The sequence below is a fragment of the Maritalea mobilis genome (assembly GCF_004363175.1).
Taxonomy (GTDB): Bacteria; Pseudomonadota; Alphaproteobacteria; order Rhizobiales; family Devosiaceae; genus Maritalea; species Maritalea mobilis.
The window spans coordinates 679,898-703,358 of sequence record NZ_SNYR01000002.1; the positions used below are offsets into that span (position 1 = coordinate 679,898).

Sequence of the window (23,461 nt, forward strand, 5' to 3'; positions counted from 1 at the left end):
AAATTAACGGCTCAATTTGTTCCGTCAATCAACAGCGCAAAGCCATATACTGGCTTTGAAATGATTGCAAGTCCCACAGTCGCAACTTTTTTATTTCTTTGTCATTTTTCGCGGCAAATGCCCGGATTACCTAGGCAAACAAATTTCAAATTTTGTGCCGTTATCCCCATCAAGATATTTCAACTCGCCGCCATGGGCTTCAACCAGCTCTTTAGCGATGGCCAACCCCAAACCTGTGCCCCCTGCCCTGCCCGACCCTTCAAAGGCGCGGAACAGATTGTCTTTTGCGCGCGGTGACAAGCCCGGCCCATTATCTTCAACATAAAGGCGCAGCATGTCGCCATCGCTGCTCATGTTCACTGCAATAAAGGGATGGTCGCCATTCTGCAGAGCATGGGTTTCCAGTGCTTCGCGGGCATTTTTGAACAAGTTGGTGAACACGCGGGCAATTTGATCGGGGTCAACCTTGATGATCACATCATCTTCCACGCCATTGCGCCATTCAATTTCTGGATGCATGCGCACAGCAGCTTCTGTGGCAGATTCGTCTAGCAAGGCGCGCACGTCTACCATCTCGAATTTTGGAGGCACTGATTTTTGCCGGCCATAATCCAAAACCGATTGGCAGAATTTAATTGCGCGATCCAGCGTGTTCACCAAACGCGGTGCCAAGCGCTGCACATGTGGATCATCCAGATTGGCCACCTGATCCGAAAGCAATTGGGCAGAGCCGAGCGTGTTGCGCAAATCATGATTGATTTTCGCCACGGCCAAGCCGAGATCTGCCAAGTGTTGCTTTTGCTTAAGCATGGTGAACAGGTTGGTTTCCATTGCCGCCAATTCGCGCTCGGCCACGCCTACTTCATCACGCCGCTCAGACGGCACAATGATTTTACGCGCGTCGTCCGGGTCTTGCCGGAAGGCAATCATATTGTTGGTGAGGCGAGAAATGGGACGGATGAGCAACCCGTTCAAAAACAGGAAGATCGCAAAAGAAGTGAAGCTGGCGACCAGCAAGGACAACCAGAAAATATTGCGGGAATAGGTGATCAGCTCTTCGCGCAGCAATGCTTCATTGACCAACACTTCCACCACCACATCCTGACTGTCCATTGGCACACCGATCACGCGCATGGTGCGGTTTGACCCGAAGAACATGATTTCCAGCGCGCCAGCAATAAGGTCGAGCGGCGCGCGTTCTCTAGTGTCTGCAGCATAGGCTGCGACAGGCATGGGCATATCTGGACGTTCGATCAATTGCGATTGACCATTGGTGCGCACCACAAGTGCTTCCGCCTCAGCTGAACTGAGCAGGCGGCTGATCATTTCTGGGGTCAAATCCATCGTGTCGGGTACGGTTTCAATCACCCGTGCAGCCACACCGGCAATGTGCACCCGATCATCCATCCAATTGATGCGGAAATTGGCAACAGAGGGCAAATAGATCAACACTTCCACGACCATAATCATGGCAATGATCATGGTGATCAATTTCATCGACAGGCCGAAAAGAACCCGTTTTGGAGTGTCCAGTTGTTCGTTCGCCATATATGCCTTTATGCAGCCTTAGCGCTTAGCCTAACATCCGATTGAGCTGCAGCAAAAATTTCAATGCTGGATGGTCAACCTTATCTTTATAGAACTCCACCGCAATGCGCTTTGCAATCTCGAATTGCGTGGGGTATGGCGCGACCATTTTGGTGAAAGCACCAATTTTCATTTTGTTGGCAACGGCCAAGGCGTAAATGTTGATCAGCTCTCCTGCATTGTGCCCCACAGCACCAGCGCCAAGGATTTTGCCTGACGGTGTGGTGATCACTTTCAGCAAGCCTTCTTCCACATGTTCTGCACGGGCGCGGTCATTTTCCGCAAAGCTCCACCGCAGCACTTTGAACTTGTCGCCATATTTCTGGCGTGCATCGGCTTCGGTGAGGCCTACATTGGCAATTTCAGGGTCTGTGTAGGTCGCCCACGGAATGATGGTGGCATCATTTTTGATAGGCAGGCGATATAGTGCGTTCCGCACCACAAGCCCGCCATGATAGCCAGCCACATGGGTGAATTGCAGCCCACCGGCCACGTCGCCAATGGCATAGACACGTTTGTTAGACGTTTTGAGCCCCTTGTTGACCTTGATGCCGCGACCATCAAAATTCACTTTAGCTTTTTCGAGATCGAGGGCCTCGATGTTTGGCTTGCGCCCTGCGGCCAGCAAAAGATGCGAACCCGTGATTTCTTCTGTTTCGCCATTTTCTTTTTCAATGGTGACGACAATGTTTTTCGCCTTCGGCGCAACCTCGGTCACCTTCACCCCTTGGCGAATATCCACGCCTTCGCGCCGGATTTGCTTTAAGGCGATATTGGTCAGTTCTGGATCGTCCTTTGCAAGCGGCGCTTGCATTTCCAACACAGTCACATCAGAGCCTAAACGGCGATGGGCTTGCGCCATCTCCATGCCGATCGGGCCACCGCCCACAATGATCAAATGTTGTGGCTTGCGGGTAAGATCAAAAATTGTCTCGTTGGTGTAATAGTCCACATCGCTCAAGCCGGGAATTGGCGGCGACATGGGGCGTGACCCCGTGGCGATCACAAATCGGCGGGCCTTGATGGCTTGGTCACCGACCATAACTGTTTTGGGATCAGTGAATTTAGCTTCGCCCTGCAACACTGTTGCGCCAAGGCCTTCAAACCGCTCAACCGAATCATGTGGTGCAATGTCAGCGATGACGCCGTGCACATGTTCATTCACACGACCAAAATTGATTTTGGGATCTTCCGCCGCGATGCCGAGTTTGGTGGCGGTGCGCATATATTGCGCGCGCTTTGCAGACGCAATGAGCGATTTTGACGGCACACAGCCATAATTGAGGCAATCGCCGCCCATTTTATCACGCTCGACCAGCACCACGCTTGCTCCGAGTGACAGGGCCGCTGCGGCCACGGTGAGCCCGCCAGAGCCGCCGCCAATAACGCATAAATCAGGTTGAAGAATTTTAGCCATAAATAAATTGTCCTCGCACGGGGTGCGTTTCGGTCATCATTGATTATGCGGGCGTTTTACGCAAGCGTTTGATTACAATGGGAATTAGCGATGCCAATCCCAGCGCACCCAGTGCAATCAGCAAGTCGGTTGTGATGATGTTGCCCACCTCAAGAGAAATGCCACACGGCGCGTTGCCCGCAGCCACGCATGCTTCATAAGCATCGGCCTGCGCCCGCACGATGGAATCAAGCCCCTCGCCCGCATAAGCATAGGCAAAGGTGCCGGGCGCGATGCCCACAAGGGTTGTCCAAAAATAAGTTGCGAAGGGCACGCCGAGCAAGCCGGGCACAATGTTCACCAAAGTAAAGGGAAACACCGGGGTAAGCCGCAAAAACAGCATGTAGCTCACACTGTCTTTTTGAAACCCATCGCGCATGCGCTGCACATAGCCTTTGGCATTTTTGCGCATATGTTCGCCCAAAGATGTTTTGGCGATAAAAAAGAGAATCGATGCGCCGATGGTGGCGGCAAAAATGGTGGCGAGGCCGCCCAACCACCAGCCAAATAGCAAACCGCCCGCCACTGTAAGCACCCATGCCGCCGGGAAAGAAACGGCAACCGCCGCTGCGTAAAACACCATATAGAGCAAAATGGCGACCACGAGATTGTCGACAACAAACTGCGACATCGCTGTGTAATTTTGCACCAATGCCTCAATAGAAAGCCATTTATAGGCGCCAGAGAGATAAAGCCCGGCAATCACCAGCACCAAAAGCGCCAGGGGCAGCCAGCGTTTGATCAAAGAGGATTGATTTGAGGTCAATAAAGCCATGGGTGTTCTTTCATATTTGCATTGAAGGCAAACTAGCGCCCTATTGCGCCCCACCCAAGTAAATTATAATGACAGGATGATCACTCAGATTTGAGGAGCGCGTGTGAAACATTGGGCGCAAAAAGTACGTTCACGCGCGAGGGTTTTGATTGACTCCATGGGCGTGATTGCCTATAAGCCAGCCCAACTCGACCATTTTTAATGGTGCGGCTGGTTTTGTTTTGCCAAAAGCGAAAGCCAATTGCATTCACTGGTCAATCAAGAATTAAACAGTAAAAGAGGAACCGTGTCCTTTAAGATGCGGTCTTGAAGAGCAATGAAGCGTACATTTCAGCCAAGCAATCTTGTTCGCACACGTCGTCACGGTTTCCGCGCACGCATGGCCACCAAAAACGGCCGCAAAATCTTGAATGCACGTCGCGCACGTGGCCGCAAGCGTTTGTCAGCCTAAGTGACTGTTTGGGCACGATAAGGGTCCGAAAAGCGAGATGACGACAATGCGCCAGTTGAAAAAAAGGGCGCAATTTTTGAAAGCCGCGCGGGGACGCAAAATTGTCCGGCGCGGCTTTGTGCTGCAAGCAGTTGCGCACAATGAGGATTGTGACATGGGTCCGGGCATAGGCTATACGGTGACCAAGAAGGTGGGCAACGCCCCGCAACGCAATCGAGTTAAGCGTCGTTTACGCGCACTTTCCCAAGAATTCGCCGAAAAATTCGACCCAAAATTCAACTATGTGTTGATTGGTCGGCAAGAAGCGTTACATGAACCCTTTAATGAACTTAAAAAGAGCCTCGCGCGGGCCCTTGGTAAGATACATGTCGAAAGAAGCGCTGCTTCGCACGCAATAGATCGGAAGTCAAAATCATGAATGAAGGCCGCAATTACGTCCTGGCAATCGGGTTGTCGATTTTGGTGCTGGTGGGTTGGCAATTTTTTGTTGCCGGGCCGCAATTAGAACGAGCACAACGGCAAGCTGAAATTGCTGCACAACAAGAGCAAAGCCAGTCAGATGTTTCTGACCTGCCAACGCCATCTGCTGATGGATCGACCGCAGATGTTGCAACGCAAACAACTGGCATTGTGGGCAGCCGTGAAGATGTGATTGCACAAGGCGATCGCGTGACGATTGAAACTGTGGCTTTGACAGGCTCGATCAATTTGACAGGTGGCCGGATCGACGATTTGCGGTTGAAGCGCTATCACGAAACTGTTGATGACAGCAGCCCGATCATCACCCTGCTTTCACCGGAAGGCACACCAGAGCCTTATTTTGTGGAGCAAGGTTGGGTCAGCTCAACAGGCTCAACAACCAATCTGCCAAAGGCAGACACAAAATGGCAGGTGGAAGGCAATGATACACTTGCTGTAAACACACCTGTGACCCTGACTTTCGACAATGGCGCGGGACAAGTTTTCACCCGCACATTCAATGTGGACGAGAATTATTTGTTCACGGTGACACAATCCGTACAGAACAATGGCACAGGCGACATTGCTCTGTTCCCTTATTCTCGCGTTACCCGCCAGGAAACGCCACAAACTTCAGGCTTCTTCATTTTGCATGAAGGCCCGCTTGGCGTGCTTTCAGACAATAATTTGGTTGAATTGTCTTATAAGGATTTGGCTGAAGAAGGCCGCAAAGACTATTCAGCAAATGGCGGTTGGCTCGGCTTTACCGACAAATATTGGGCCGCAGCAGTTGTGCCAAAGCCAGAAACTGCGATCAATGCGCGTTTCTCTTACCGCACCGCAAATGGTCGCCCAACTTATCAATCCAGCTATGTGGCGCAAGATCCAGTTGTGATCGGCCCAGAGCAAACAGGTAGCTTTGAAAGCTATGTTTTTGCTGGCGCGAAGGTTGAGAAATATATCGACAATTACGAGCAAAATCTCGGGATTGACCGTTTTGAATTGTTGATCGACTGGGGGTGGTTCCACTTTATCACCAAGCCGATCTTCTATCTGATCCGCATGCTTTATGGCATTTTGGGCAATTTTGGTTTGGCGATTTTGGCCGTAACCGTGTTGATCAAGGCGGCGTTCTTCTGGTTTGCCAACAAGTCTTACGCTTCTATGGCGGCGATGAAAAAAGTGCAGCCTGAAATGAAAGAAATTCAGGAACGCTTTAAAGACGACCGCATGCAGCAGCAGCAAGCCATGATGGAGCTTTATAAGCGCGAAAAGATCAACCCGATGAGCGGTTGCTGGCCGGTTTTGATCCAGATCCCTGTGTTCTTCTCGCTTTATAAAGTGTTGTTCGTGACCATCGAAATGCGTCACGCACCATTCTTTGGCTGGATTCAGGATTTGGCGTCACCCGACCCGACCAATGTGTTCAACCTGTTCGGCCTATTGCCGTTTGACCCGACTGGCTTGCCTTTGTTGGGCGGCTTCTTGGCGCTCGGCGCGTGGCCTTTGATCATGGGTATCACCATGTTCGTGCAAATGCGTTTGAACCCTCCGCCAACAGATGCAACACAAGCGGCTATCTTTGCGTGGATGCCCGTTATCTTCACCTTTATGTTGGCCGGCTTCCCTGCTGGTTTGGTGATCTACTGGGCATGGAACAACTTCCTCTCCATTCTGCAGCAATATGTGATTATGCGGCGCCACGGGGTGGATGTGGATTTGCTGGGCAACATCAAATCTACCTTCAAACGGAAAAAGCCCGTTGAGGAAAAAGAAGCAAAATAATTGACGATCAAAAATGAGGCGGCTAATTTGGCCGCCTCAATTGTTTTAAGGGGTAGGCCCAGCCAATGATTCAATAACCGTACACACCGCACTTCCTGCGGACGCGCTATTTGCTCACTCTTTTTGCAAAGGACAGCCTATGTACGGCACGAATCCGAACACCCCTTTTCCGATCAAAGATGTTGATCGGGTTATCTTTTTGAAAAACCACATTACCAACCCAAACATCCAAATTGGCGACTTCACCTATTATGATGATGGCGAACGACCGCAAGATTTTGAACAGCGCAATGTTCAATATCACTATGAGTTTGTTGGCGATAAGCTGATTATCGGTAAGTTTTGTGCCTTGGCGCAGGGTTGCCAGTTCATCATGAATGGCGCCAACCATTTGATGGATGGCTTCTCCACCTTCCCGTTCCAGATCTTTTCAAAAGATTGGGCGGAGGGATTTGATGTCAACAAATGGGTGGAGAATTCTAAAGGCGATACCCATGTGGGACATGATGTGTGGATTGGGCGCGATGCCACCCTTATGCCCGGCGTGACCATTGGCAATGGCGTAATTATTGGCAGCAATGCGGTTGTGGCCAAGGATGTGCCTGCCTATGCGATTGTGGTGGGCAACCCCGCCAGAATTGTAAAAATGCGGTTTAGCGACGACATAATTGAGCGCTTAGAGCAGATTGCATGGTGGCATTGGTCGGCGGAAAAGATTACAAAGCACAAAAATGCGATTATGGGCGCGGACATTGCCCAGCTAGAAAAGGCAAGTTTAGACGATGACTGAGTTTTCACCGGCAGAATTAGAAGCAGGTCGGCTGCTGTTTGCGCGCCCTTGGGATTTTATCAAGGGATGTGTGCGCATTTCTGACCTGCCCCCGGCTGACCGCACGGAAATCGCCTTTGCGGGCCGTTCCAATGTGGGCAAGTCATCTTTGATCAATGCACTTACCGGGCGGGTGAACCTCGCCCGCACGTCCAACACACCGGGGCGCACGCAGGAGCTGAACATTTTTGAAGCCAATGACGCGCCGCTGCGCATTGTGGACATGCCCGGCTATGGTTTTGCAAAGGCCCCCAAAAAGACCGTTGAGACCTGGACCAAGCTGATCCATTCTTATTTGAAGGGCCGCCCCAATCTACGGCGTGTTTTTGTGTTGATCGATGGGCGCCACGGGCCAAAACCTGCCGATGAAACCGTGATGAACGAATTGGATGGCGCAGCTGTTTCTTATCAGATTGTGATCACCAAATCTGACAAGCCGAAGGCCAGCGAGCTGGAGAAGGTGATTGAGCGTACGCAAAAAATTGTGTCGAAGCATGGTGCGGCTCACCCTGAATTGATCATCACTTCTTCAGAGAAGAAAGATGGGATTGACCATTTGCGCGCGGTTATTGCGCAATTGTTGGTGACTTAGAACTGGGGTTTAGAGCGAAGCGATCTTTCGCTGCTCGGCCATGGCTTCATGATCTTTAACGAAGCGCATAATCGCGTCTGCGGGCATCGGACGGCCGAACAAATAGCCTTGGAAGGCATCGCAGCCCAATAGGCGAAGAATGCGCACCTGGTCTTCTTTTTCGACGCCTTCGGCCAGCACCTCAATGTTCAAGGATTTGCCCATATCGATGATGGATTTGATCAGGCGGCGCTGTTCGGCAGATTCTGTGAGCGGCGCCACAAATTGACGGTCGATCTTTAAGCGCTTTGGATGCAGGCGCAGCAAGCCAACAATTGATGCATGCCCGGTGCCGAAGTCATCAATATCAATATCGATGCCCATATCTTGAATGCGGGCCAAATTCTCATCGACGATCTTTTTAGATTCATCCAAGAAGATGGTTTCAACGAGTTCAAAAGTGATCTGGCCTGGCTGGAATTTGAACTGCGACAGGGTGTCGATCAGCCCCTCATCTTCCAAACGGCTGGAGGACACATTCACAGACGCATTTGGCACCTCGACCCCGCTGGCGCGCCAATGGGCCATGTCGTCTAGCACCCGTTGCAGCACCAGATGATCGAGCTTGTCCATCACGTTCAAATCACGCGCGGCATCCATAAACTCATAAGGCGAAAGAACGCCTTTAGTTGGGTGGTTCCACCGCGCCAAGGCTTCAACGCCAATGATTTTGAGCGAGTGCGCATCAAATTGCGGCTGATAATACGGGATGAATTGTTGTTGTTCGATGCCGCGCAAAATTTCATCTGCCAACTCTCGTGACTGGATGATGCTGGTCTGCAATTCATCGGTGAAGAAGGAATAGCAATTACGCCCGTCTTGCTTCGCGCGATAGAGCGCAATATCTGAGCGCACCAAAAGCTTGGTATATTCAACTTCGTTATCTGGCGTGCATGCAATGCCAACGCTGGCCCCAAAGCGACAAACCTGCCCCTCAAAATTAAGCGGTTGGTTGGCCGCTTCAATGATGCGCTCGGCAAGCTTGGCCAATTCGTTCAAATTGCCATCGCATTCCATGACGATCACAAATTCGTCTCCACCAACGCGGCCAATAAAGCCTTGCTTTGGCGCATTTGCCCGCAACGCACCCGCAAAGTGGCACAAGGTGGCGTCGCCCGCGCGGTGGCCCAAAGTGTCATTAATCTGCTTAAAGCGATCCAGATCGACAGACAGGATGGCAAGACCCGAGCCGGGGCGAGCTTTTTCCTGCATAACCCGCAAATGTTGATCCAACAGACGACGGTTCGGCAGACCAGTCAGCTCATCATGCATGGCCAAATGTTCGATCTGTTGGTGCGCTGCCTTTAGCTCTTCGTTTTGCCCCTCGGCCAGCTTTTTCGCATTGACCAAGGCATTTTTCATTTGCACTTCTTCTGTCACGTCCCAATTGACGCCGACCATTTTCGGATCACCACCTTCTGGGTGGTAATAAGAGCAGCGTGAATGCAAATGGCGCACTTCACCATTTGGGGTGATGATGCGGAATTGAGAGTTGAGGTGTCCCTTTGTGGCGATGGCGACTTCAAATTCGCGCCGTGCACGCATGCGATCTTCCGGATGCAACGCATCTTCCCAATCTTTAGCGGTGCGAATATAGATGCAATCTTCATGGCCAAAGAGCTGGTTGGTGCGATCGTCCCACACATTTTCACCAGTGCGTAAATTCACTTCCCACACACCAATGGCTGATGCGGAAAGGGCCACGCGCAAACGCTCATGCAGCAATTCCAATTGCTGCTCACGCGCTTCGAGCTCTTTATTTTGATGGCTGCGCAATCTGATCAAATGTGCTGTGAATACCAAAGGCAACAAAATGATCAGGAACGCGCTAAGCAAAACTGAACGTAGTTGCCAAATGGACGGTGCTGCATTTGCCCAGCCTTTTGGCGGCGTGACCAGCATGGTCCAACTGCCATGTGGCAAAGTTACATTTACCCGCACAGGATTGCGGTCTTCAATGGCTGGATCGCCATAAAAAATGCGACCGGCATCGCCTAAGCCATCATGGCCTTTGAGGGCAATATCGAGTTCCAAACTCTCAGACAACAAGCCGCTATGTTCATACAGCTTATCGGCATCGATCACGGCGGAAACGATGCCCCAGAAGGTTTTTTCGCCAGTGAAGTGATTGATGAACACAGGGTAACGGCCGATAAATCCACGACCGCCCTGCACTAAATCTACAGGTCCGGCGAGGATCAATTCATTTGAATCTCGGGCGCGAAGCGCTGCGTCGCGCTGCTGTTCATTTTCGTAATAATTCAGCCCAATGACGCTTTCATTGCCGACATAGGGATAAATCATTTTGACTTTGAGATTGGGCGCCCCTGCCAACACACGCAATTGGCCTGAATCATCAAACAGTGCGCGTGATAAAAATGAGAAGCGCACCTGCCCCATATCGGGCTCTGACGCGATGACGCTGACCAAGCCTTTAACTAGCTGCAAATTGGCGTTGACCGTGTGTTCCAGCTCCGCCCGCATGACTGAGGCTTGCGCCAGCACTTCGTTGCGCTGTTCTTGCAGATAAAGGCGGTTGCGTTGATCTTCTGCATAGCCCCAGAAAAAAATGAAAAGGACAATAAAAATCAGGGCCGGCAAATTGGTCAAATGCCAGACATTATCTCGCCAGAAGTTTCTGTTGAGCCCCGTCTTTTTCACTATGTGGCCAGCCCTACCTTTCGTGCACGCGGTAGATTAGGGCTGGGAAGCTTAAATTTTGATTATGTTTTTCCCAAATTGGTTACATTTGGCGGAAAAATTTGACGAATAAAGCCCCTAAATCTGCCGATGATGAGGGTTTCTCCATAGAGGCGAGCGCGAAGTCGACATCATCTGGCGCGAACACCACCCCTTTGCGTTTTGTGAATAGGGTTGTTGAGAAATCATCTTCAAATTCGGGATGTGGTTGTACGCTGATGGCGGGCCCTTCGGGGTAATATAATCCTGCATTGGGCGTGAAGCTGCTTTGTGCAAATACCGTTGCGCTGGTAGGAGCCTCCAACACTTGGTCCTGATGAGATGCGGTGACGTAAATTTCGTCGTCTGGCAAGGACAGTTCTGCAGGCAGATTTTGCACATGATAATGCTGTCGTCCAACGCCCCAGCCTTTGTCTGATTTGGCTACGTGACCGCCCAGCGCTTCCGCCATGATTTGATGGCCAAAACAAATGCCCACCATCGGGATGTGGCGCGCATAGGCATCGCGAATAAAGGCTTTCAATGGTTCAATCCAAGGCAAAGGATCATAAACGCCATGCGAACTGCCAGTGATCAAAAGAGCTTCCACATCATCAATCGATGGCAAAGGTTCATCTTCCACAATGCTGATCACTTGATAGTCAAAATCACCGCCAGCCTTACTCAGCATGGTTTGCATCATTTCCCCATAAGTGGGGAACTCATCGCGCAGAGGTTCCGGCACAATGCCGGTTTGTAAAATAGTGATTTTCATAAAAGCTACCTTGAAGTGACTTCCTCATCTAAGACTATTGACTTTTACCTGACAAGAGGGGTTTTAAGGTCTGGACAAAGCGGGGCGAACCTGCACGATAGTGACAAACTCCATCATCAAGGAATCCCCACATCCATGACGAGCGAACCCAAGCCGAATAAAACCAAAGAAGCCGCCATTCTCGCCCAAGCCCTGCCCTATATGCTGCGCTATGATGATCGCGTTGTGGTGGTGAAATATGGCGGCCATGCAATGGGTGACGAACATTTGGCGCGGGCTTTTGCGCGGGACATTGTGTTGCTGCGCCAGTCTGGCGTGCACCCGATTGTGGTGCATGGTGGTGGGCCGCAAATCGGCAAAATGCTTGAGCGTTTGAACATTCAATCTGAGTTTAAAGACGGCTTGCGGGTGACCGACCAAGCCACTGTTGACGTGGTGGAAATGGTGCTCGCTGGGGCGATCAACAAACAGATCGTAACGGCCATCACCCAAGAAGGTGGCCGGGCCATTGGCCTTTGTGGCAAAGACGCGAACATGGTGACCGCCAAGAAATTGCGCCGCACCCAGATGGACCCGGATAGCAATATTGAACGCATTGTTGATCTCGGTTTTGTGGGCGAGCCAAGCGACGTGAAACCAGAGATTTTGCATCGCCTGATCTCTGAAGAAATTATCCCGGTGATTGCACCCATTGCTGCTGGCAAAAAGGGCGACACGTTCAACATTAATGCCGACACATTTGCTGGCGCAATCGCATCGGCCATGGACGCAAAACGCTTTTTGCTGTTGACCGATGTTGAGGGCGTTTTGGGCGCGGATGGCGAACTGATCGCCGACATGGATGTGGATGGTGCCCGCAAACTGATCAAAGATGGCGTGGCCAAAGGTGGCATGATCCCCAAGCTGGAGACCGCCATTTCAGCCGCTGAAAATGGGGTAGAAGCTGTCGTGATCGTGAATGGCAAAACCGAGCATGCGGTGTTATTGGAATTATTCACCGAGCATGGTGCTGGCACGCTGATTCACAAGAATAATGACGAGGTTGCTGTTTAATGCCCCTTTCGCATGTCGACTGTTGGATCTTTGATCTCGACAATACGCTTTATCCCCGCACGTGCCGCTTGTTTGACCAAATCGACAAGCTGATCACCGCTTATGTGGTGGATGTGACCGGGTATGATTGGGCCGATGCGCGCAAATTGCAGAAGGAATTTTTTGCAGAATATGGCACCACATTGAGCGGCCTGATGGCCACCCGCAATGTGGACCCACACCATTATTTGCAAAAGGTGCACGACATTGACTATTCGCCCGTGGCACCAAACCCCGCTTTGATGGATGCGATCCGCGCTTTGCCGGGCCGCAAAATCATTTTCACCAATGCTGACCGTGGCCATGCGCAAAATGTGTTGAAGCGGTTGGGCGGCGAAGATGTGTTTGAGGATATTTTCGGCATTATCGAAGCCGAATTTGCGCCGAAGCCGCACAATAATTCCTATGAGAAGTTCATCGCTAACCATGGTGTTGCGCCAACAAGCGCAGCCTTTTTTGAAGACATGGAAGTCAATTTGAAGGTGCCGCACAGCTTGGGCATGCGCACGGTTCATGTTGTGCCCGGCGCTGATTTTGACGGCAGCGAGCTGGAGCCATTTGAGCTGGAGCGCAAGGATGATGAGGAGCATATTCATCACGTGACAGATGATCTAGGCACGTTTCTCAACCCATTTGCGCGACGCGCTTAACCCTCAAATCTTTTGAGATAGGCTTCCAAAGTTTGGTGCGGCGCGAGGGTGAACTTCTCGCGCTGCACTTGCATATCGTCGAACCGATCCATACGGAAATCGCGAAAATCTTGCCTGGTGACACACCATGCGGTCATCAACCAGATGGGACCAAAATTGGTGAGCGCCAATGGGTAGAGTTGACGCTCGCTCACCTTGTCGTCCAGCGCACGGTAGGTGACGCTCAAAATTCGGTTTTCGTCTATGGCCTTGCGCACTTGGCGCAGTTCTTTTTGCGGCATGGTGATGCCTTGAGGGGGGACCACCATCAAATGCGGGCTGTCCAATTTTTCCTGATGGCCTTGTGGCACAGCATCGCGAATTTTGGCGAGCGCTTCTTTGGCAGCAGCCGACATGTCTTTGTCGGCAATCAGCGCCAAAGTTTTCGCGCCGAGTGCCAGCGCCTCCAACTGTTCAAATGTGAAGCTTAACGGTGGCAGATCAAATTCACCCCGCAGCATAAAACCCACGCCGGGTTCGGAGTCGATGGGCGCGCCTGACCCGATCAAATGTGCCATATCGCGATAGACGGAGCGTTTAGAGATTTCCAATTTCTCTGCGATCTGCTGGGCGGTGAGCGCCCCATTGGCGGTGCGCATGATTTGGATGATACGGAATAGACGTTCGGCGCGGCGCATAAATTAGATCCCAACTCAACATTGTGGCCACAAGGGTGGCAACAGGGGGATGCTAAATCGCTTTCCATCAACAGGAAAGGAAAATCAAATGTCTCACGTTTTTGAAGTGGTGACGTACACCGCAAAGAATGCCGAAACTGCCCTCAAGCTGCGGCGCGACGCCATGGAACATGCCAAAGAGCTAGAGGGCTTTGTGCGTTATCATGCTTTGGTGAATGTGGAAGACCAAACTCAATTTGTCGATCTGGTGGAATGGGCAAACCTTGAGGCTGCACAGGCTGCGGCGGAGAAGGTGATGACCCTGCCCGCCTTTCAAGGCATGATGGCGGAAATTGCCAGCGTTGAAAGCATGAAGCATTTTAGCATCGATAAAATTACCGCATAAAAAAAAGCCCGGCATTTGCCGGGCTCAACTCGCTTAGCAGCCTTCGTCAGTGACTTTGGGCAAATTGTAAAATTCGCGCACAATGCACCAGGCTTCATCGGCGGAATCGACAGTTTGGAAGAGCTCCAAATCACTTGGTGAAATGGTGCCTTCTTCGGCCAGCGCTTCAAGATTGATGACACGAGACCAAAATTCTTTGCCGAACAGCAAGACGGGCACCCGTTCCATGCGACCGGTTTGGATAAGGGTGAGCGCTTCGAAAAACTCATCCATGGTGCCAAAGCCGCCGGGGAACACTGCGATTACCCGCGCACGCAACAAGAAATGGATTTTGCGGGTGGCAAAATAGTGGAAGTTAAAGCAAAGATCTGGCGTGACATATTTGTTTGGCGCTTGCTCGTGCGGCAAAACGATGTTTAGGCCAATATTGGGTGCGCCAACTTCAACCGCACCTTTGCTGCCCGCTTCCATTACGCCGGGACCGCCGCCAGTGACCACGACATATTCCTTATAATCCAAGGTTTCGGAGGTAAGCGAAGCAAGGCGGGCAAATTTGCGCGCTTCTTCATAATATTTGGAGTTCTTTTCCAAATTTTTCTTTTGTACGTCGTTTTTCGCCGCCCAAGCATCCTCACCCGGCGCTGGCAAACGTGCACCGCCGAACAGAACCACGGTTGAATTGATGCCGCGTTCGGCCAACCACAATTCGGGCTTGAGGATTTCAAGCTGCAAACGAATGGGCCGCGTTTCCTCAGCGGTCATGAATTCTTCGTCAGAAAAAGCCAACTTATAGGCGGCGGCTTCTGTTTGTGGCGTACGCGGCACCCTGCGCGCGACGTTGATATCTTCTTCTGATGTGCGAAGCGACGTGTGGTGCTGTCTGCGACGTCTGGCCATAAATTTCCCCTTTTAGGTGCTTCGGTTTGTTTTATCTTTGCGCGTGAAGCGTTAAAGATGTTTTGGCTTGATTGCAATTTTGCGACCAAAGCGCGAAAAAGCGAGGTTGACAGGTGCCCCTTGCACGCTAATGTCGCGCCAAAGAAATTGCCCATCCCTAAGGAGACCCGCTCATGGATCGCGCCGAACTGGCTCAAACTATTGATAGTGCATTTGATAATCGTGATGAGATCACTTTTGCAACACAAGGTGTTGTCCGCGAAGCCGTGGAAGAAGCCCTTGAATTGATGGACCGCGGCGAAGCCCGCGTGGCCGAGCAAAATGATCAAGGCGAATGGGTGGTCAATCAATGGCTAAAAAAGGCCGTGCTTTTGTCGTTCCGTTTGAACGATATGGAAGTGATTGAAGGTGGCCCCGGTGGCGCCACATGGTGGGACAAAGTGCCGTCTAAATTTGCAGGCTGGGGCGACAATCGTTTCCGCGAAGCAGGTTTCCGCGCTGTGCCGGGCGCAATTGTGCGTAAATCAGCGCATATTGGCCGCAATGTGGTTTTGATGCCATCTTTCGTGAACCTTGGCGCCTATGTTGATGATGGCTGCATGGTGGACACATGGGCCACTGTTGGCTCTTGTGCGCAAATCGGCAAAGGCGTGCACCTTTCAGGCGGTGTGGGCATTGGCGGCGTTTTGGAGCCGTTGCAAGCTGGTCCTGTGATCATTGAAGATGATTGCTTTATCGGCGCGCGGTCTGAAATTGTGGAAGGCGTGCGCGTGGGCAAAGGCTCTGTGATTTCCATGGGCGTATTCATTGGTCAATCCACCAAAATTGTGAACCGAGAAACTGGTGAAATTCATATGGGTGAAGTGCCGCCATATTCTGTTGTGGTTTCTGGCTCTATGCCGGGCAAACCTTTCCCAGATGGCACACCAGGCCCAAGCCTTTATTGCGCGGTGATTGTGAAGCAGGTGGATGAGCGCACCCGCTCTAAAACCTCAATTAACGATCTGCTTCGGGAGGCGTAAGTGAGTCAGGCACTCGATCTTTTACGGGATTTGATCCGCTGTAAATCGGTGACGCCCGCCAATGATGGCGCGTTGGAAATTTTGCAAGATTTTCTGACGCCCTTGGGGTTCGAGTGCCACATGCTCACTTTTGAGGGCGACGGCTCGTATCCAGTGCAAAATCTGTTTGCGACCCGTGGCACGGGTGGCCGACACTTGCTTTTTGCCGGGCATACCGACGTGGTGCCTGTAGGTGACGAAGCGGCGTGGACACATGATCCCTTCAGCGCAGACGAATTAGATGGCGTAATGTGGGGCCGTGGTGCGGTGGATATGAAAAGCGGTGTTGCTGCTTTTTGCGCTGCCCTGCCTGAACTGGTCGAGAGCGGTGAAGCCGACAAAGGCACGATCTCACTGCTGATCACCGGCGATGAAGAAAGCGATGCGGTGAATGGCACCGTGAAAGCGCTACAATGGGCGAAAGAGCAAGGCTATCAATTTGACTTTGGCCTTGTGGGCGAGCCATCCAGCGCAGAAGAATTTGGCGATGTGGTGAAAATTGGCCGCCGTGGCTCATTGAGCTTCACCATCACTGTGACAGGCACCCAAGGCCATGTTGCCTATCCACATAAAGCGAATAATCCGCTGCCTGTGCTTTCCAAAATTGCAGCGCAGCTTTCAGATGCGACCTTGGATGAGGGCAATGAAAACTTCCAAGCGACCAATTTGGAACTGACCACCATTGATGTGGGCAATAAAGCTGGCAATGTGATCCCTGCGCGCGGGTCCATGCATGGCAATATTCGGTTCAACGACATTTGGGATGCGTTCAAGCTGGAATATTGGCTGGGCCAGCAAATTTTGGCGGTGCCTGCGAATGGCTGTGATGTGGAATTGAAAATCCATCACCCAGTGTCGCGGTCATTTGTCTCAAATGATTCAGCAGATGTAGATTTGCTCATTGAAACCGTGCAAAAACACGCCAATATAACGCCTATCCGCTCCACTGGTGGCGGCACTTCAGATGCGCGGTTTATTGCTGATTATTGCCCGGTCGCCGAATTTGGCTTGGTGGGCAAAGGCATGCACCAAGTGGACGAGCAAGTGCCTATGGCCATGGTGGAACGGCTGCAAAGCGTTTACACAGATTATGTGCGTGCCTTTTTAGAGAGCTGATATGAATAACCGTCCCTACTTTGAAGAAATGATTGATGCGGCCAAAGGCATCTTTTCGCTGATCCGTGGGGAACAGGACAAGCTCGGCTATTTCAATTTCAGCCAAGCGGGGCTGGTGGGCAGCTTTATCGCCGTGTTTATCGGCCTGTTTCTGCAAGAGCTATTTTCCGGCCCCTCGCCCGATGGCTTTGATGTGCCTGCATGGGCCAATTTGGTCAGCTATACAATTCTCTATGCCACGCCATTTATCGTAGCCTATGGCTTTTTGAGCATTGTGGGCCAGCGCGAGCGCATGTTGCCCTATATGGTGGTCAATAACTGGGCGAGCTTCTTTTTCACCCTGATCATTGTGGCGATCTTTATTTTCCACCTGCTTGCTACGGTTGGCTATTTCATCATTGTGATTTTGACGATCATTGTGTTTTGGCGCACATCGCGGATCATTTTGGGCTTTACGGTGCCGCAAACCATCATCTTTTTTGTGGCGACCATTATGGCGGTGCTGATTGCGGCAATGATTTCAGTGAACATCATGTTCGCGGCTGCGGGCATTGATCCAAGTACATTCTTGGACATGCAGCAGCAAACGCAACCGTCAGGCGTCTAGAGACGGATAATCTACACCGATCAGATATAGCCCGTCTGGCGGCGACACAGGGCCGCACGCTGAACGATCGGCTGCATCCAATGCTGCGCGGAAATCTGCTGGCGTCCAACGGTCACGCCCTACCTCCACCAAAGAGCCCACCATGGAGCGCACTTGATTGTGCAAAAAACTACGGGCGGAGGCGAAGATATGAATCATGTCGCCGCGCCGTTCCACGTCCAACCGATCAAGCGATCGGATGGGCGAGTTTGCCTGACATAGAGACGCCCGGAAGGTGGTGAAATCATGCTTGCCCAAAATCAATTGGGCGGCTTCATGCATTTTTGCTGCGTCAAGATCGTGCGGCACATGCCAAACGCGGTTGCGCATAATGGCTGGCCGGGCTTTGCGGTTGAGAATGATAAATTCATAATGCCGCGCCAAGGCGGAAAAGCGCGCTTCAAAACTATCAGGCACCGCTTCATAAGCGGTGATGACGATTGGATGCGGTTTGAGGTGATGGTTCATCGCCTCAGAAATACGGTAAGGATCCCACTCTTTGGAAAGGTCTAAATGGATGACCTGCCCTGTGGCATGAACGCCAGAATCTGTGCGGCCTGCGGCCTGCACCTTTACCCGCTCGCCAGAGAATTTTTCGATTGCCTTTTCAACAGCATCTTGCACGCCCATGCCATCTAACTGAGATTGCCAGCCATGATAGGGCGTGCCGAAATATTCAACCGTGAGCTTATAGCGGGGCACTAGCGCGCCACCTTGCCCTTAAGTGAACCGGGACCGCGCAAAAATGTTTCCACATCCATCGCGCCTTTGCCTTCGCGTTGCACTGTGAGCGGCAAAATAGCACCCGATCCGCAAGCGATACGCATCTCATCATCCAGCACTGTTCCTGGCTCGCCGCTGCCTTCAGTCAAGGCGGCTTTGATGATTTTGACGCGGACAGGTTTGTCGTTGATCTCGATTTCAAACCAAGCGCCGGGGAATGGCGACAGGCCACGAATTTGGTTGTGCACTGTCTCCGCTGGTTGGGTCCAATCGATCCGAGCTTCTTTTTTGTCGATCTTTTTGGCGTAGGTTACGCCTTCGCTGGATTGAGGGGTGAAGTGCAAACTATCACGCTCTAAAGCTGATAGGGCACGGCCCATCATATCCGCACCACGGATCATCATTTCATCATGCAATTCGCCAGCGGTCATATTGGCACTGATGGGGATTTCATCGATCAGGCCCACATCGCCCGTGTCCAGCCCTTCATCCATTCGCATGACCATAATGCCGGTTTGCGTGTCACCCGCCATGATGGCCCGCTGGATCGGGGCCGCGCCACGCCAACGGGGCAGCAATGAACCATGTAGATTGAGGCAGCCTTTTTCCGGTGCGTCCAAAATCGCCTTCGGCAGCAGCAGGCCATAGGCCAATACAACAGCAACATCGGCGTCGAGTGCTTGGAATGCTTCCACCTCAGCAGGGTCTTTGAAGTTGAGCGGTGTGCGCACCTCCAGCCCAAAGCCTTCAGCCAATTCATGCACCGGCGATTTCCGGTCCTTTTTACCGCGGCCTGCTGGGCGCGGCGGCTGGGTGTACACGGCCACCACATCATGACCACGGCCAATAATTTCGCTCAAAGTTGGCACGGCAATCTCTGGCGTGCCCATAAAGATGACCCGCATATTACCCCGCTGCGCGTTTGGCGATTTTCTGGAATTTCTTGGTGACACGATCACGCTTCAGGCGCGACAGATAATCGATGAACAATTTGCCATCCAAATGGTCGATCTCGTGCTGCACGATGGTAGCTAAAAGCTCTTCTGCTTCCAGCTCTTGTTCAGCGCCCTTCTCATCAAGATATTTCACACGCACTTTCACAGGGCGTTCCACATCTTCATAATATTCAGGGATCGACAAGCAGCCTTCCTGATAGACCCACGTTTCTTCTGACGACCATGTAATTTCCGGATTGACCATGGCGATAGGGTTTGGCTCATCATCTTCTTTCGCCGGGTCCATCACGATCACCCGATGCAGCTCACCAATTTGCGGCGCAGCAAGGCCAACGCCCGGCGCGTCATACATGGTTTCAAACATATCTTTGATCAGTGTTTTGATCTCGTCGTTCACCGCGTCAACCGGCTTGGCGACCTGGCGCAAAACATCGTTTGGGATATGCAAAATGGGGCGGATGGTCATGGTCTAATTCTCTTGGTTCAAGTTTGGCTGCTTGGATAGGCCTATTCCTAGTTCGGGTCAAGAAATTCGGCAGATTACGTGCCTGTTACCCTTAGATATAGGCACGATCATGACTGCGGCAATGCCACCGCTTCTTTATCGCGGCATGGGCGCACGAATCACGATATGTTCTTCTTATGGATGATGTACTTTTTAATGCCTTTGGGCATGATTTCACAGCACTTGAACTCACCTTAATCGGCGTTGGCCTGTTGCTGCTTTTGGCCATTGTGGCGCTGGTTGGCAGCTGGCGCGCCGGACAACAGCGCGCGCTTGAGGCGGCGCGCATTGCCGAACGCAACCATGAAATGGAACGGCATCTGGCCGACTTGATGCGTGTGCAAAGTGAAATGACCGGGCGCATGCACACCATGTCAGAGATTTTTGGCAGCCGCACCTCGGACCTTGCGAAAGTGCTGACGGACCGGATTGACAGCGCCAGCCATCGCATGGGGCAAACGGTGAGCGAAACCCGTTCGAAAACAGAGGAAAGCCTCGCCAAGCTGAACGAACGTTTGGCGGTGATTGACCGAGCGCAGGCCAACATTTCTCAGCTTTCGACCGAAGTGGTGTCGCTGCGTGATATTCTGGCCAACAAGCAATCCCGCGGTGCGTTTGGCCAAGGGCGGATGGAAGCGATCATATCTGACGGGTTGCCCGCCAGTTCGTTCCAGTTTCAGGCAACCCTTTCGAACAATTCGCGGCCTGACTGTTTGGTGCTGATGCCCAATGAGGCGCCGGACTTGGTGATCGATGCGAAGTTTCCGCTGGAAAGCTGGCAGCGCATTAAAGACGCACCGGAGCCGCAGCAATTGAAAAACGCCATGGCGCAATTCCGCACAGATATGACCAAACATATGAAGGACATTTCAGAGAAATATCTGATTGCCGGAGAAACCCAAGACACGGCCTTTATGTTCGTGCCCTCAGAGGCGATTTTTGCAGATATTCACGAGCAGTTTGACGATTTGGTACAGAAAGCTTTGCGGATGCGCGTGGTGATTGTGTCACCGTCGCTTTTGATGCTGTCGATCCAAGTGATCCAAGCCCTGCTTCGCGATGTAAAAATGCGCGAGCAAGCCCATATAATCCAGTCAGAAGTCACAAATTTGCTGGCCGATGTTGGCCGACTTTCTGATCGAGTGCATAAGCTGCAAACCCATTTCCAACAGGCGAACCGTGATGTGGAACAGATTTTGATTTCCACTGGCAAAGTGACAAAACGCGGCGAACGGATTGAGCAGTTGGAATTTGAAGAAACCAAAGTGATGCTTGAGGGGGATGGGTAGCGACCAAAATTTCACCCATAATTTTTAATGTATTTTTTTGCGCAGAGACTATTTCACACTTTACTCCCCGCAATAGCTCTCATTTCCGGGCTGCTGGCCTTATACATTGTTGGCCTTGCAATTAACATTGAAATGGTCAGTTTTACATTTCTAGTGGGCTATCCCATTGTGGCTGGCGCTGTGATCCTGCACTTTCGGCCCACTGGCAAAATGTGGGGCTTTGGAAAAAGTATCCTTTGGATCATTGGCATAGCACTCGCCAGCTTGCTTGCCTCTTTGTTTTCTGGGCTTGAAGGGGTGATCTGCGTGACAATGGCCGCCGTGCCCATTTTGATGGGCACATTGCTCGGTGGCGTGATCTATTTGACAATAAGGCGCTGGCAGAATTACGGGCAAAGCCATCTCAAAGCCATCGTGGCACCGGTTCTTGCTGTAGCCACAGTAAGCATGATTTCGTTTCCTGCTGAATATTACACAATTTCCAATTCAATCGAGATTGATGCGCCGCCAGCTACTGTGTTTGCCATGCTAAAAGACATTCCTGACATTGAGCCGGAGGAGATCACCACGCGCCCCGTGCATTGGCTGGGCGTTCCTAAACCAACCCATGCGGTTTGGCGCGAAAGTGCCGTGGGCACCGTTAGGTACTCCCATTGGGGCGATGGTGTTCATTTCAGGGAGGTCATCACCCAATTTGAACAGGATCGAAAAATAAGTTGGGACTTTGAGTTTCCTGAAGGCTGGGTGAGAGAGGGCATTGAAGACCAACATATCAAAGTTGGCGGCCGTTATTTCGACATCATTTCCGGCGGCTATCAACTTGAAGATTTGGGTGGCAAAACAAGGCTCACGCTCACCACAAAAACATATGACAACTCCAAACTAGGCCCCTACGCCAAATTTTGGCACCATTTCTTTTTCGAGGACTTCCATCTTGCGATTTTAGAGCTGGTTAGAAATCGGGTGGAGGCGGGATACTTGTAGGATATTAGATTAATGCACTTAGGGTGGAGTTTGTCGATTGCACCATGGAGCTAATTGCAAGCAATGGTGGCGCCAGCTTCCGCTGAATCTTCTACTTCAAGCTGGCAGAGCTGAACCTATGATATTGGCAATGGTTTGAGTTACCGTACCTCGTAAAAATAACCAATCAAAGCAAAGGCAAGAAAAAATAATCATGCCCACTTTATAGCCCGGCGCTGCCCAGTCCTGTAAAAGGATGGAAAGTGCCCAGTTTTGCCCAAACACATAGTCATAAGTTGCCCATGCTACATAGCCAGTAACGACAATCGAGAAAGTTGCAAAACGCCAATTAGACAAACCTCGAAAAACAACAAGACCGATCATAAGAGTGAGGGCGATAACATTGACCAGCCCAAAACGACGTAAGTCGGTTTGCAACCCAATTACGGAAGTTTCATATCGCTCAAGAAGGAACTCTTGAATGGTTCTTTGTCCAACTCGCAACTCTGCAATCCGTTTAATCATTGAGTTGTTAGCCATTGCAGACGCAGCAACCCAAAATTCACAATTTTCTTTACATTCAGCAGATAATGCGTTTGCAAGAAGGGCGGAAACCAAATGCCTGCGCGTCAAGTCAATGGCATCTGCATCCAAACCGAATTGACGTGAGAGCGCTCCCAAACGTTCTGTTCGGCTTTCACTACTCATCTGATCACTATAACTTGGCAATGCTATTTCTACCGCCCGTTCGACTTCGGCAATTGCAAATTCCTGCAAGTTTTCTTCAACTTGTTTCTGATTAGTGTATGTCACCAAGACGAGATAGCCAGAGAAAAATAAACCGACTAATTGCACCGCAACGAGTGTCATTTTGTTCGCTAAAGTCATAAAATACTTTCAAAAAATATTTTCATAAAGTGCCTCACCATTCTGCGCATTGCAAGACGAATGTTACTCTTCAACTGGCATCGGTACATTTGGCGTTTCACTCGCAGCCACTACTGGCATCTCCCTTGGCGTCTCAATTCATATTCCAATTGGTAACGCCTTTTTGACCGCTCACAATTCCCCACA

The 23,461-nt window shown here is 51.2% G+C and carries 24 protein-coding genes; 13 read left to right on the forward strand and 11 right to left on the reverse strand.

Annotated elements, in window-relative coordinates; all coding sequences use genetic code 11:
• Window positions 1-126: 126 nt before the first annotated feature.
• Genes ATL17_RS11130 through ATL17_RS11140 form a run of 3 tightly spaced genes read right to left on the reverse strand, consistent with a single transcriptional unit; the run spans window position 127 to window position 3,818 of the window.
• On the reverse strand, window positions 127-1,548 hold the full coding sequence (locus ATL17_RS11130; RefSeq protein WP_133572863.1) for a sensor histidine kinase: 1,422 nt from the start codon (window positions 1,546-1,548) through the stop codon (window positions 127-129).
• Window positions 1,549-1,573: 25 nt separating this feature from the next.
• Entirely contained in the window at window positions 1,574-3,004 is a 1,431-nt protein-coding gene (locus ATL17_RS11135; RefSeq protein WP_133572864.1) for a dihydrolipoyl dehydrogenase family protein, read from the reverse strand.
• Between the two features lie 43 nt (window positions 3,005-3,047).
• Window positions 3,048-3,818, reverse strand: coding sequence for a TVP38/TMEM64 family protein (locus tag ATL17_RS11140; protein WP_133572865.1), 771 nt, complete (start codon window positions 3,816-3,818; stop codon window positions 3,048-3,050).
• Between the two features lie 316 nt (window positions 3,819-4,134).
• Between ATL17_RS11140 and rpmH the strand changes: the two genes are divergently transcribed.
• The 5 genes from rpmH (at window position 4,135) to yihA (ending at window position 7,934) form a co-directional block, all read left to right on the forward strand.
• Window positions 4,135-4,269 carry a 50S ribosomal protein L34 gene (gene rpmH / locus ATL17_RS11145; protein WP_084633949.1) on the forward strand — a complete coding sequence of 45 codons (135 nt, stop codon included), beginning with the start codon at window positions 4,135-4,137 and terminating at the stop codon, window positions 4,267-4,269.
• Between the two features lie 46 nt (window positions 4,270-4,315).
• A complete protein-coding gene (rnpA, locus tag ATL17_RS11150; RefSeq protein ID WP_133572866.1) occupies window positions 4,316-4,687 on the forward strand; it encodes a ribonuclease P protein component in 372 nt (123 codons plus the stop codon).
• The gene (yidC, locus tag ATL17_RS11155; protein ID WP_133572867.1) at window positions 4,684-6,513 is read left to right on the forward strand and encodes a membrane protein insertase YidC; all 1,830 of its coding nucleotides are present in this window, start codon (window positions 4,684-4,686) and stop codon (window positions 6,511-6,513) included. Before rnpA ends, yidC begins: the two co-directional genes overlap by 4 nt.
• 139 nt (window positions 6,514-6,652) lie before the next feature.
• Complete coding sequence (locus ATL17_RS11160) at window positions 6,653-7,303, forward strand: CatB-related O-acetyltransferase (RefSeq protein WP_133572868.1); 651 nt, start codon at window positions 6,653-6,655, stop codon at window positions 7,301-7,303.
• Complete coding sequence (yihA, locus tag ATL17_RS11165) at window positions 7,296-7,934, forward strand: ribosome biogenesis GTP-binding protein YihA/YsxC (RefSeq protein WP_133572869.1); 639 nt, start codon at window positions 7,296-7,298, stop codon at window positions 7,932-7,934. Before ATL17_RS11160 ends, yihA begins: the two co-directional genes overlap by 8 nt.
• A gap of 9 nt (window positions 7,935-7,943) precedes the next feature.
• Here the strand turns inward: yihA and ATL17_RS11170 are convergent, their stop codons facing one another.
• Together ATL17_RS11170 and ATL17_RS11175 are read right to left on the reverse strand one after the other, a co-directional pair.
• The gene (locus tag ATL17_RS11170; RefSeq protein ID WP_246028691.1) at window positions 7,944-10,583 is read right to left on the reverse strand and encodes a bifunctional diguanylate cyclase/phosphodiesterase; all 2,640 of its coding nucleotides are present in this window, start codon (window positions 10,581-10,583) and stop codon (window positions 7,944-7,946) included.
• A gap of 133 nt (window positions 10,584-10,716) precedes the next feature.
• Window positions 10,717-11,427, reverse strand: coding sequence for a type 1 glutamine amidotransferase (locus ATL17_RS11175; protein ID WP_133572871.1), 711 nt, complete (start codon window positions 11,425-11,427; stop codon window positions 10,717-10,719).
• A 135-nt stretch (window positions 11,428-11,562) separates the two neighbouring features.
• Here ATL17_RS11175 and argB point away from each other — a divergent pair, with 135 nt between their 5' ends.
• Both argB and ATL17_RS11185 read left to right on the forward strand, forming a co-directional pair.
• Complete coding sequence (gene argB / locus ATL17_RS11180) at window positions 11,563-12,480, forward strand: acetylglutamate kinase (protein ID WP_208111189.1); 918 nt, start codon at window positions 11,563-11,565, stop codon at window positions 12,478-12,480.
• Complete coding sequence (locus tag ATL17_RS11185) at window positions 12,480-13,169, forward strand: pyrimidine 5'-nucleotidase (protein ID WP_133572872.1); 690 nt, start codon at window positions 12,480-12,482, stop codon at window positions 13,167-13,169. Before argB ends, ATL17_RS11185 begins: the two co-directional genes overlap by 1 nt.
• Here ATL17_RS11185 and ATL17_RS11190 read toward each other — a convergent pair.
• Entirely contained in the window at window positions 13,166-13,846 is a 681-nt protein-coding gene (locus tag ATL17_RS11190) for a helix-turn-helix transcriptional regulator (RefSeq protein ID WP_133572873.1), read from the reverse strand. The two genes, ATL17_RS11185 and ATL17_RS11190, sit on opposite strands and share 4 nt — an antisense overlap.
• An 88-nt stretch (window positions 13,847-13,934) precedes the next feature.
• Between ATL17_RS11190 and ATL17_RS11195 the strand changes: the two genes are divergently transcribed.
• Window positions 13,935-14,231 carry an antibiotic biosynthesis monooxygenase gene (locus ATL17_RS11195; protein WP_133572874.1) on the forward strand — a complete coding sequence of 99 codons (297 nt, stop codon included), beginning with the start codon at window positions 13,935-13,937 and terminating at the stop codon, window positions 14,229-14,231.
• Between the two features lie 33 nt (window positions 14,232-14,264).
• Here ATL17_RS11195 and ATL17_RS11200 read toward each other — a convergent pair whose 3' ends face one another.
• On the reverse strand, window positions 14,265-15,128 hold the full coding sequence (locus ATL17_RS11200; RefSeq protein ID WP_133572875.1) for an LOG family protein: 864 nt from the start codon (window positions 15,126-15,128) through the stop codon (window positions 14,265-14,267).
• Window positions 15,129-15,301: 173 nt separating this feature from the next.
• On the opposite strand from ATL17_RS11200, the gene dapD reads away from it, so the two are divergent.
• The 3 genes from dapD to ATL17_RS11215 are packed head-to-tail and all read left to right on the forward strand — an operon-like array spanning window position 15,302 to window position 17,912.
• Window positions 15,302-16,150 (forward strand): 2,3,4,5-tetrahydropyridine-2,6-dicarboxylate N-succinyltransferase, encoded by an 849-nt coding sequence (gene dapD / locus ATL17_RS11205; protein ID WP_133572876.1) that lies wholly within the window; start codon window positions 15,302-15,304, stop codon window positions 16,148-16,150.
• Entirely contained in the window at window positions 16,151-17,305 is a 1,155-nt protein-coding gene (dapE, locus tag ATL17_RS11210) for a succinyl-diaminopimelate desuccinylase (protein ID WP_133572877.1), read from the forward strand. It abuts the gene before it with no gap.
• Window position 17,306: 1 nt separating this feature from the next.
• Window positions 17,307-17,912 carry a hypothetical protein gene (locus ATL17_RS11215; protein WP_133572878.1) on the forward strand — a complete coding sequence of 202 codons (606 nt, stop codon included), beginning with the start codon at window positions 17,307-17,309 and terminating at the stop codon, window positions 17,910-17,912.
• Here ATL17_RS11215 and truA read toward each other — a convergent pair.
• From truA to def, 3 genes are read right to left on the reverse strand one after another with little or no spacing between them, the layout of a single operon-like run.
• Window positions 17,901-18,653, reverse strand: coding sequence for a tRNA pseudouridine(38-40) synthase TruA (gene truA / locus ATL17_RS11220; RefSeq protein WP_133572879.1), 753 nt, complete (start codon window positions 18,651-18,653; stop codon window positions 17,901-17,903). The genes ATL17_RS11215 and truA overlap by 12 nt on opposite strands.
• Window positions 18,653-19,579 (reverse strand): methionyl-tRNA formyltransferase, encoded by a 927-nt coding sequence (fmt, locus tag ATL17_RS11225; RefSeq protein WP_133572880.1) that lies wholly within the window; start codon window positions 19,577-19,579, stop codon window positions 18,653-18,655. Before fmt ends, truA begins: the two co-directional genes overlap by 1 nt.
• Before the next feature lies 1 nt (window position 19,580).
• Window positions 19,581-20,096 carry a peptide deformylase gene (def, locus tag ATL17_RS11230; RefSeq protein WP_133572881.1) on the reverse strand — a complete coding sequence of 172 codons (516 nt, stop codon included), beginning with the start codon at window positions 20,094-20,096 and terminating at the stop codon, window positions 19,581-19,583.
• 176 nt (window positions 20,097-20,272) lie between these two features.
• Here def and ATL17_RS11235 point away from each other — a divergent pair, with 176 nt between their 5' ends.
• A complete protein-coding gene (locus ATL17_RS11235) occupies window positions 20,273-21,424 on the forward strand; it encodes a DNA recombination protein RmuC (protein ID WP_133572882.1) in 1,152 nt (383 codons plus the stop codon).
• A 132-nt stretch (window positions 21,425-21,556) separates the two neighbouring features.
• Window positions 21,557-22,408 (forward strand): SRPBCC family protein, encoded by an 852-nt coding sequence (locus ATL17_RS11240; protein ID WP_208111190.1) that lies wholly within the window; start codon window positions 21,557-21,559, stop codon window positions 22,406-22,408.
• Between the two features lie 96 nt (window positions 22,409-22,504).
• Here the strand turns inward: ATL17_RS11240 and ATL17_RS11245 are convergent, their stop codons facing one another.
• Window positions 22,505-23,275, reverse strand: a complete 771-nt coding sequence (locus ATL17_RS11245; RefSeq protein WP_133572884.1) for a hypothetical protein — start codon at window positions 23,273-23,275, stop codon at window positions 22,505-22,507.
• Window positions 23,276-23,461: the final 186 nt, after the last annotated feature.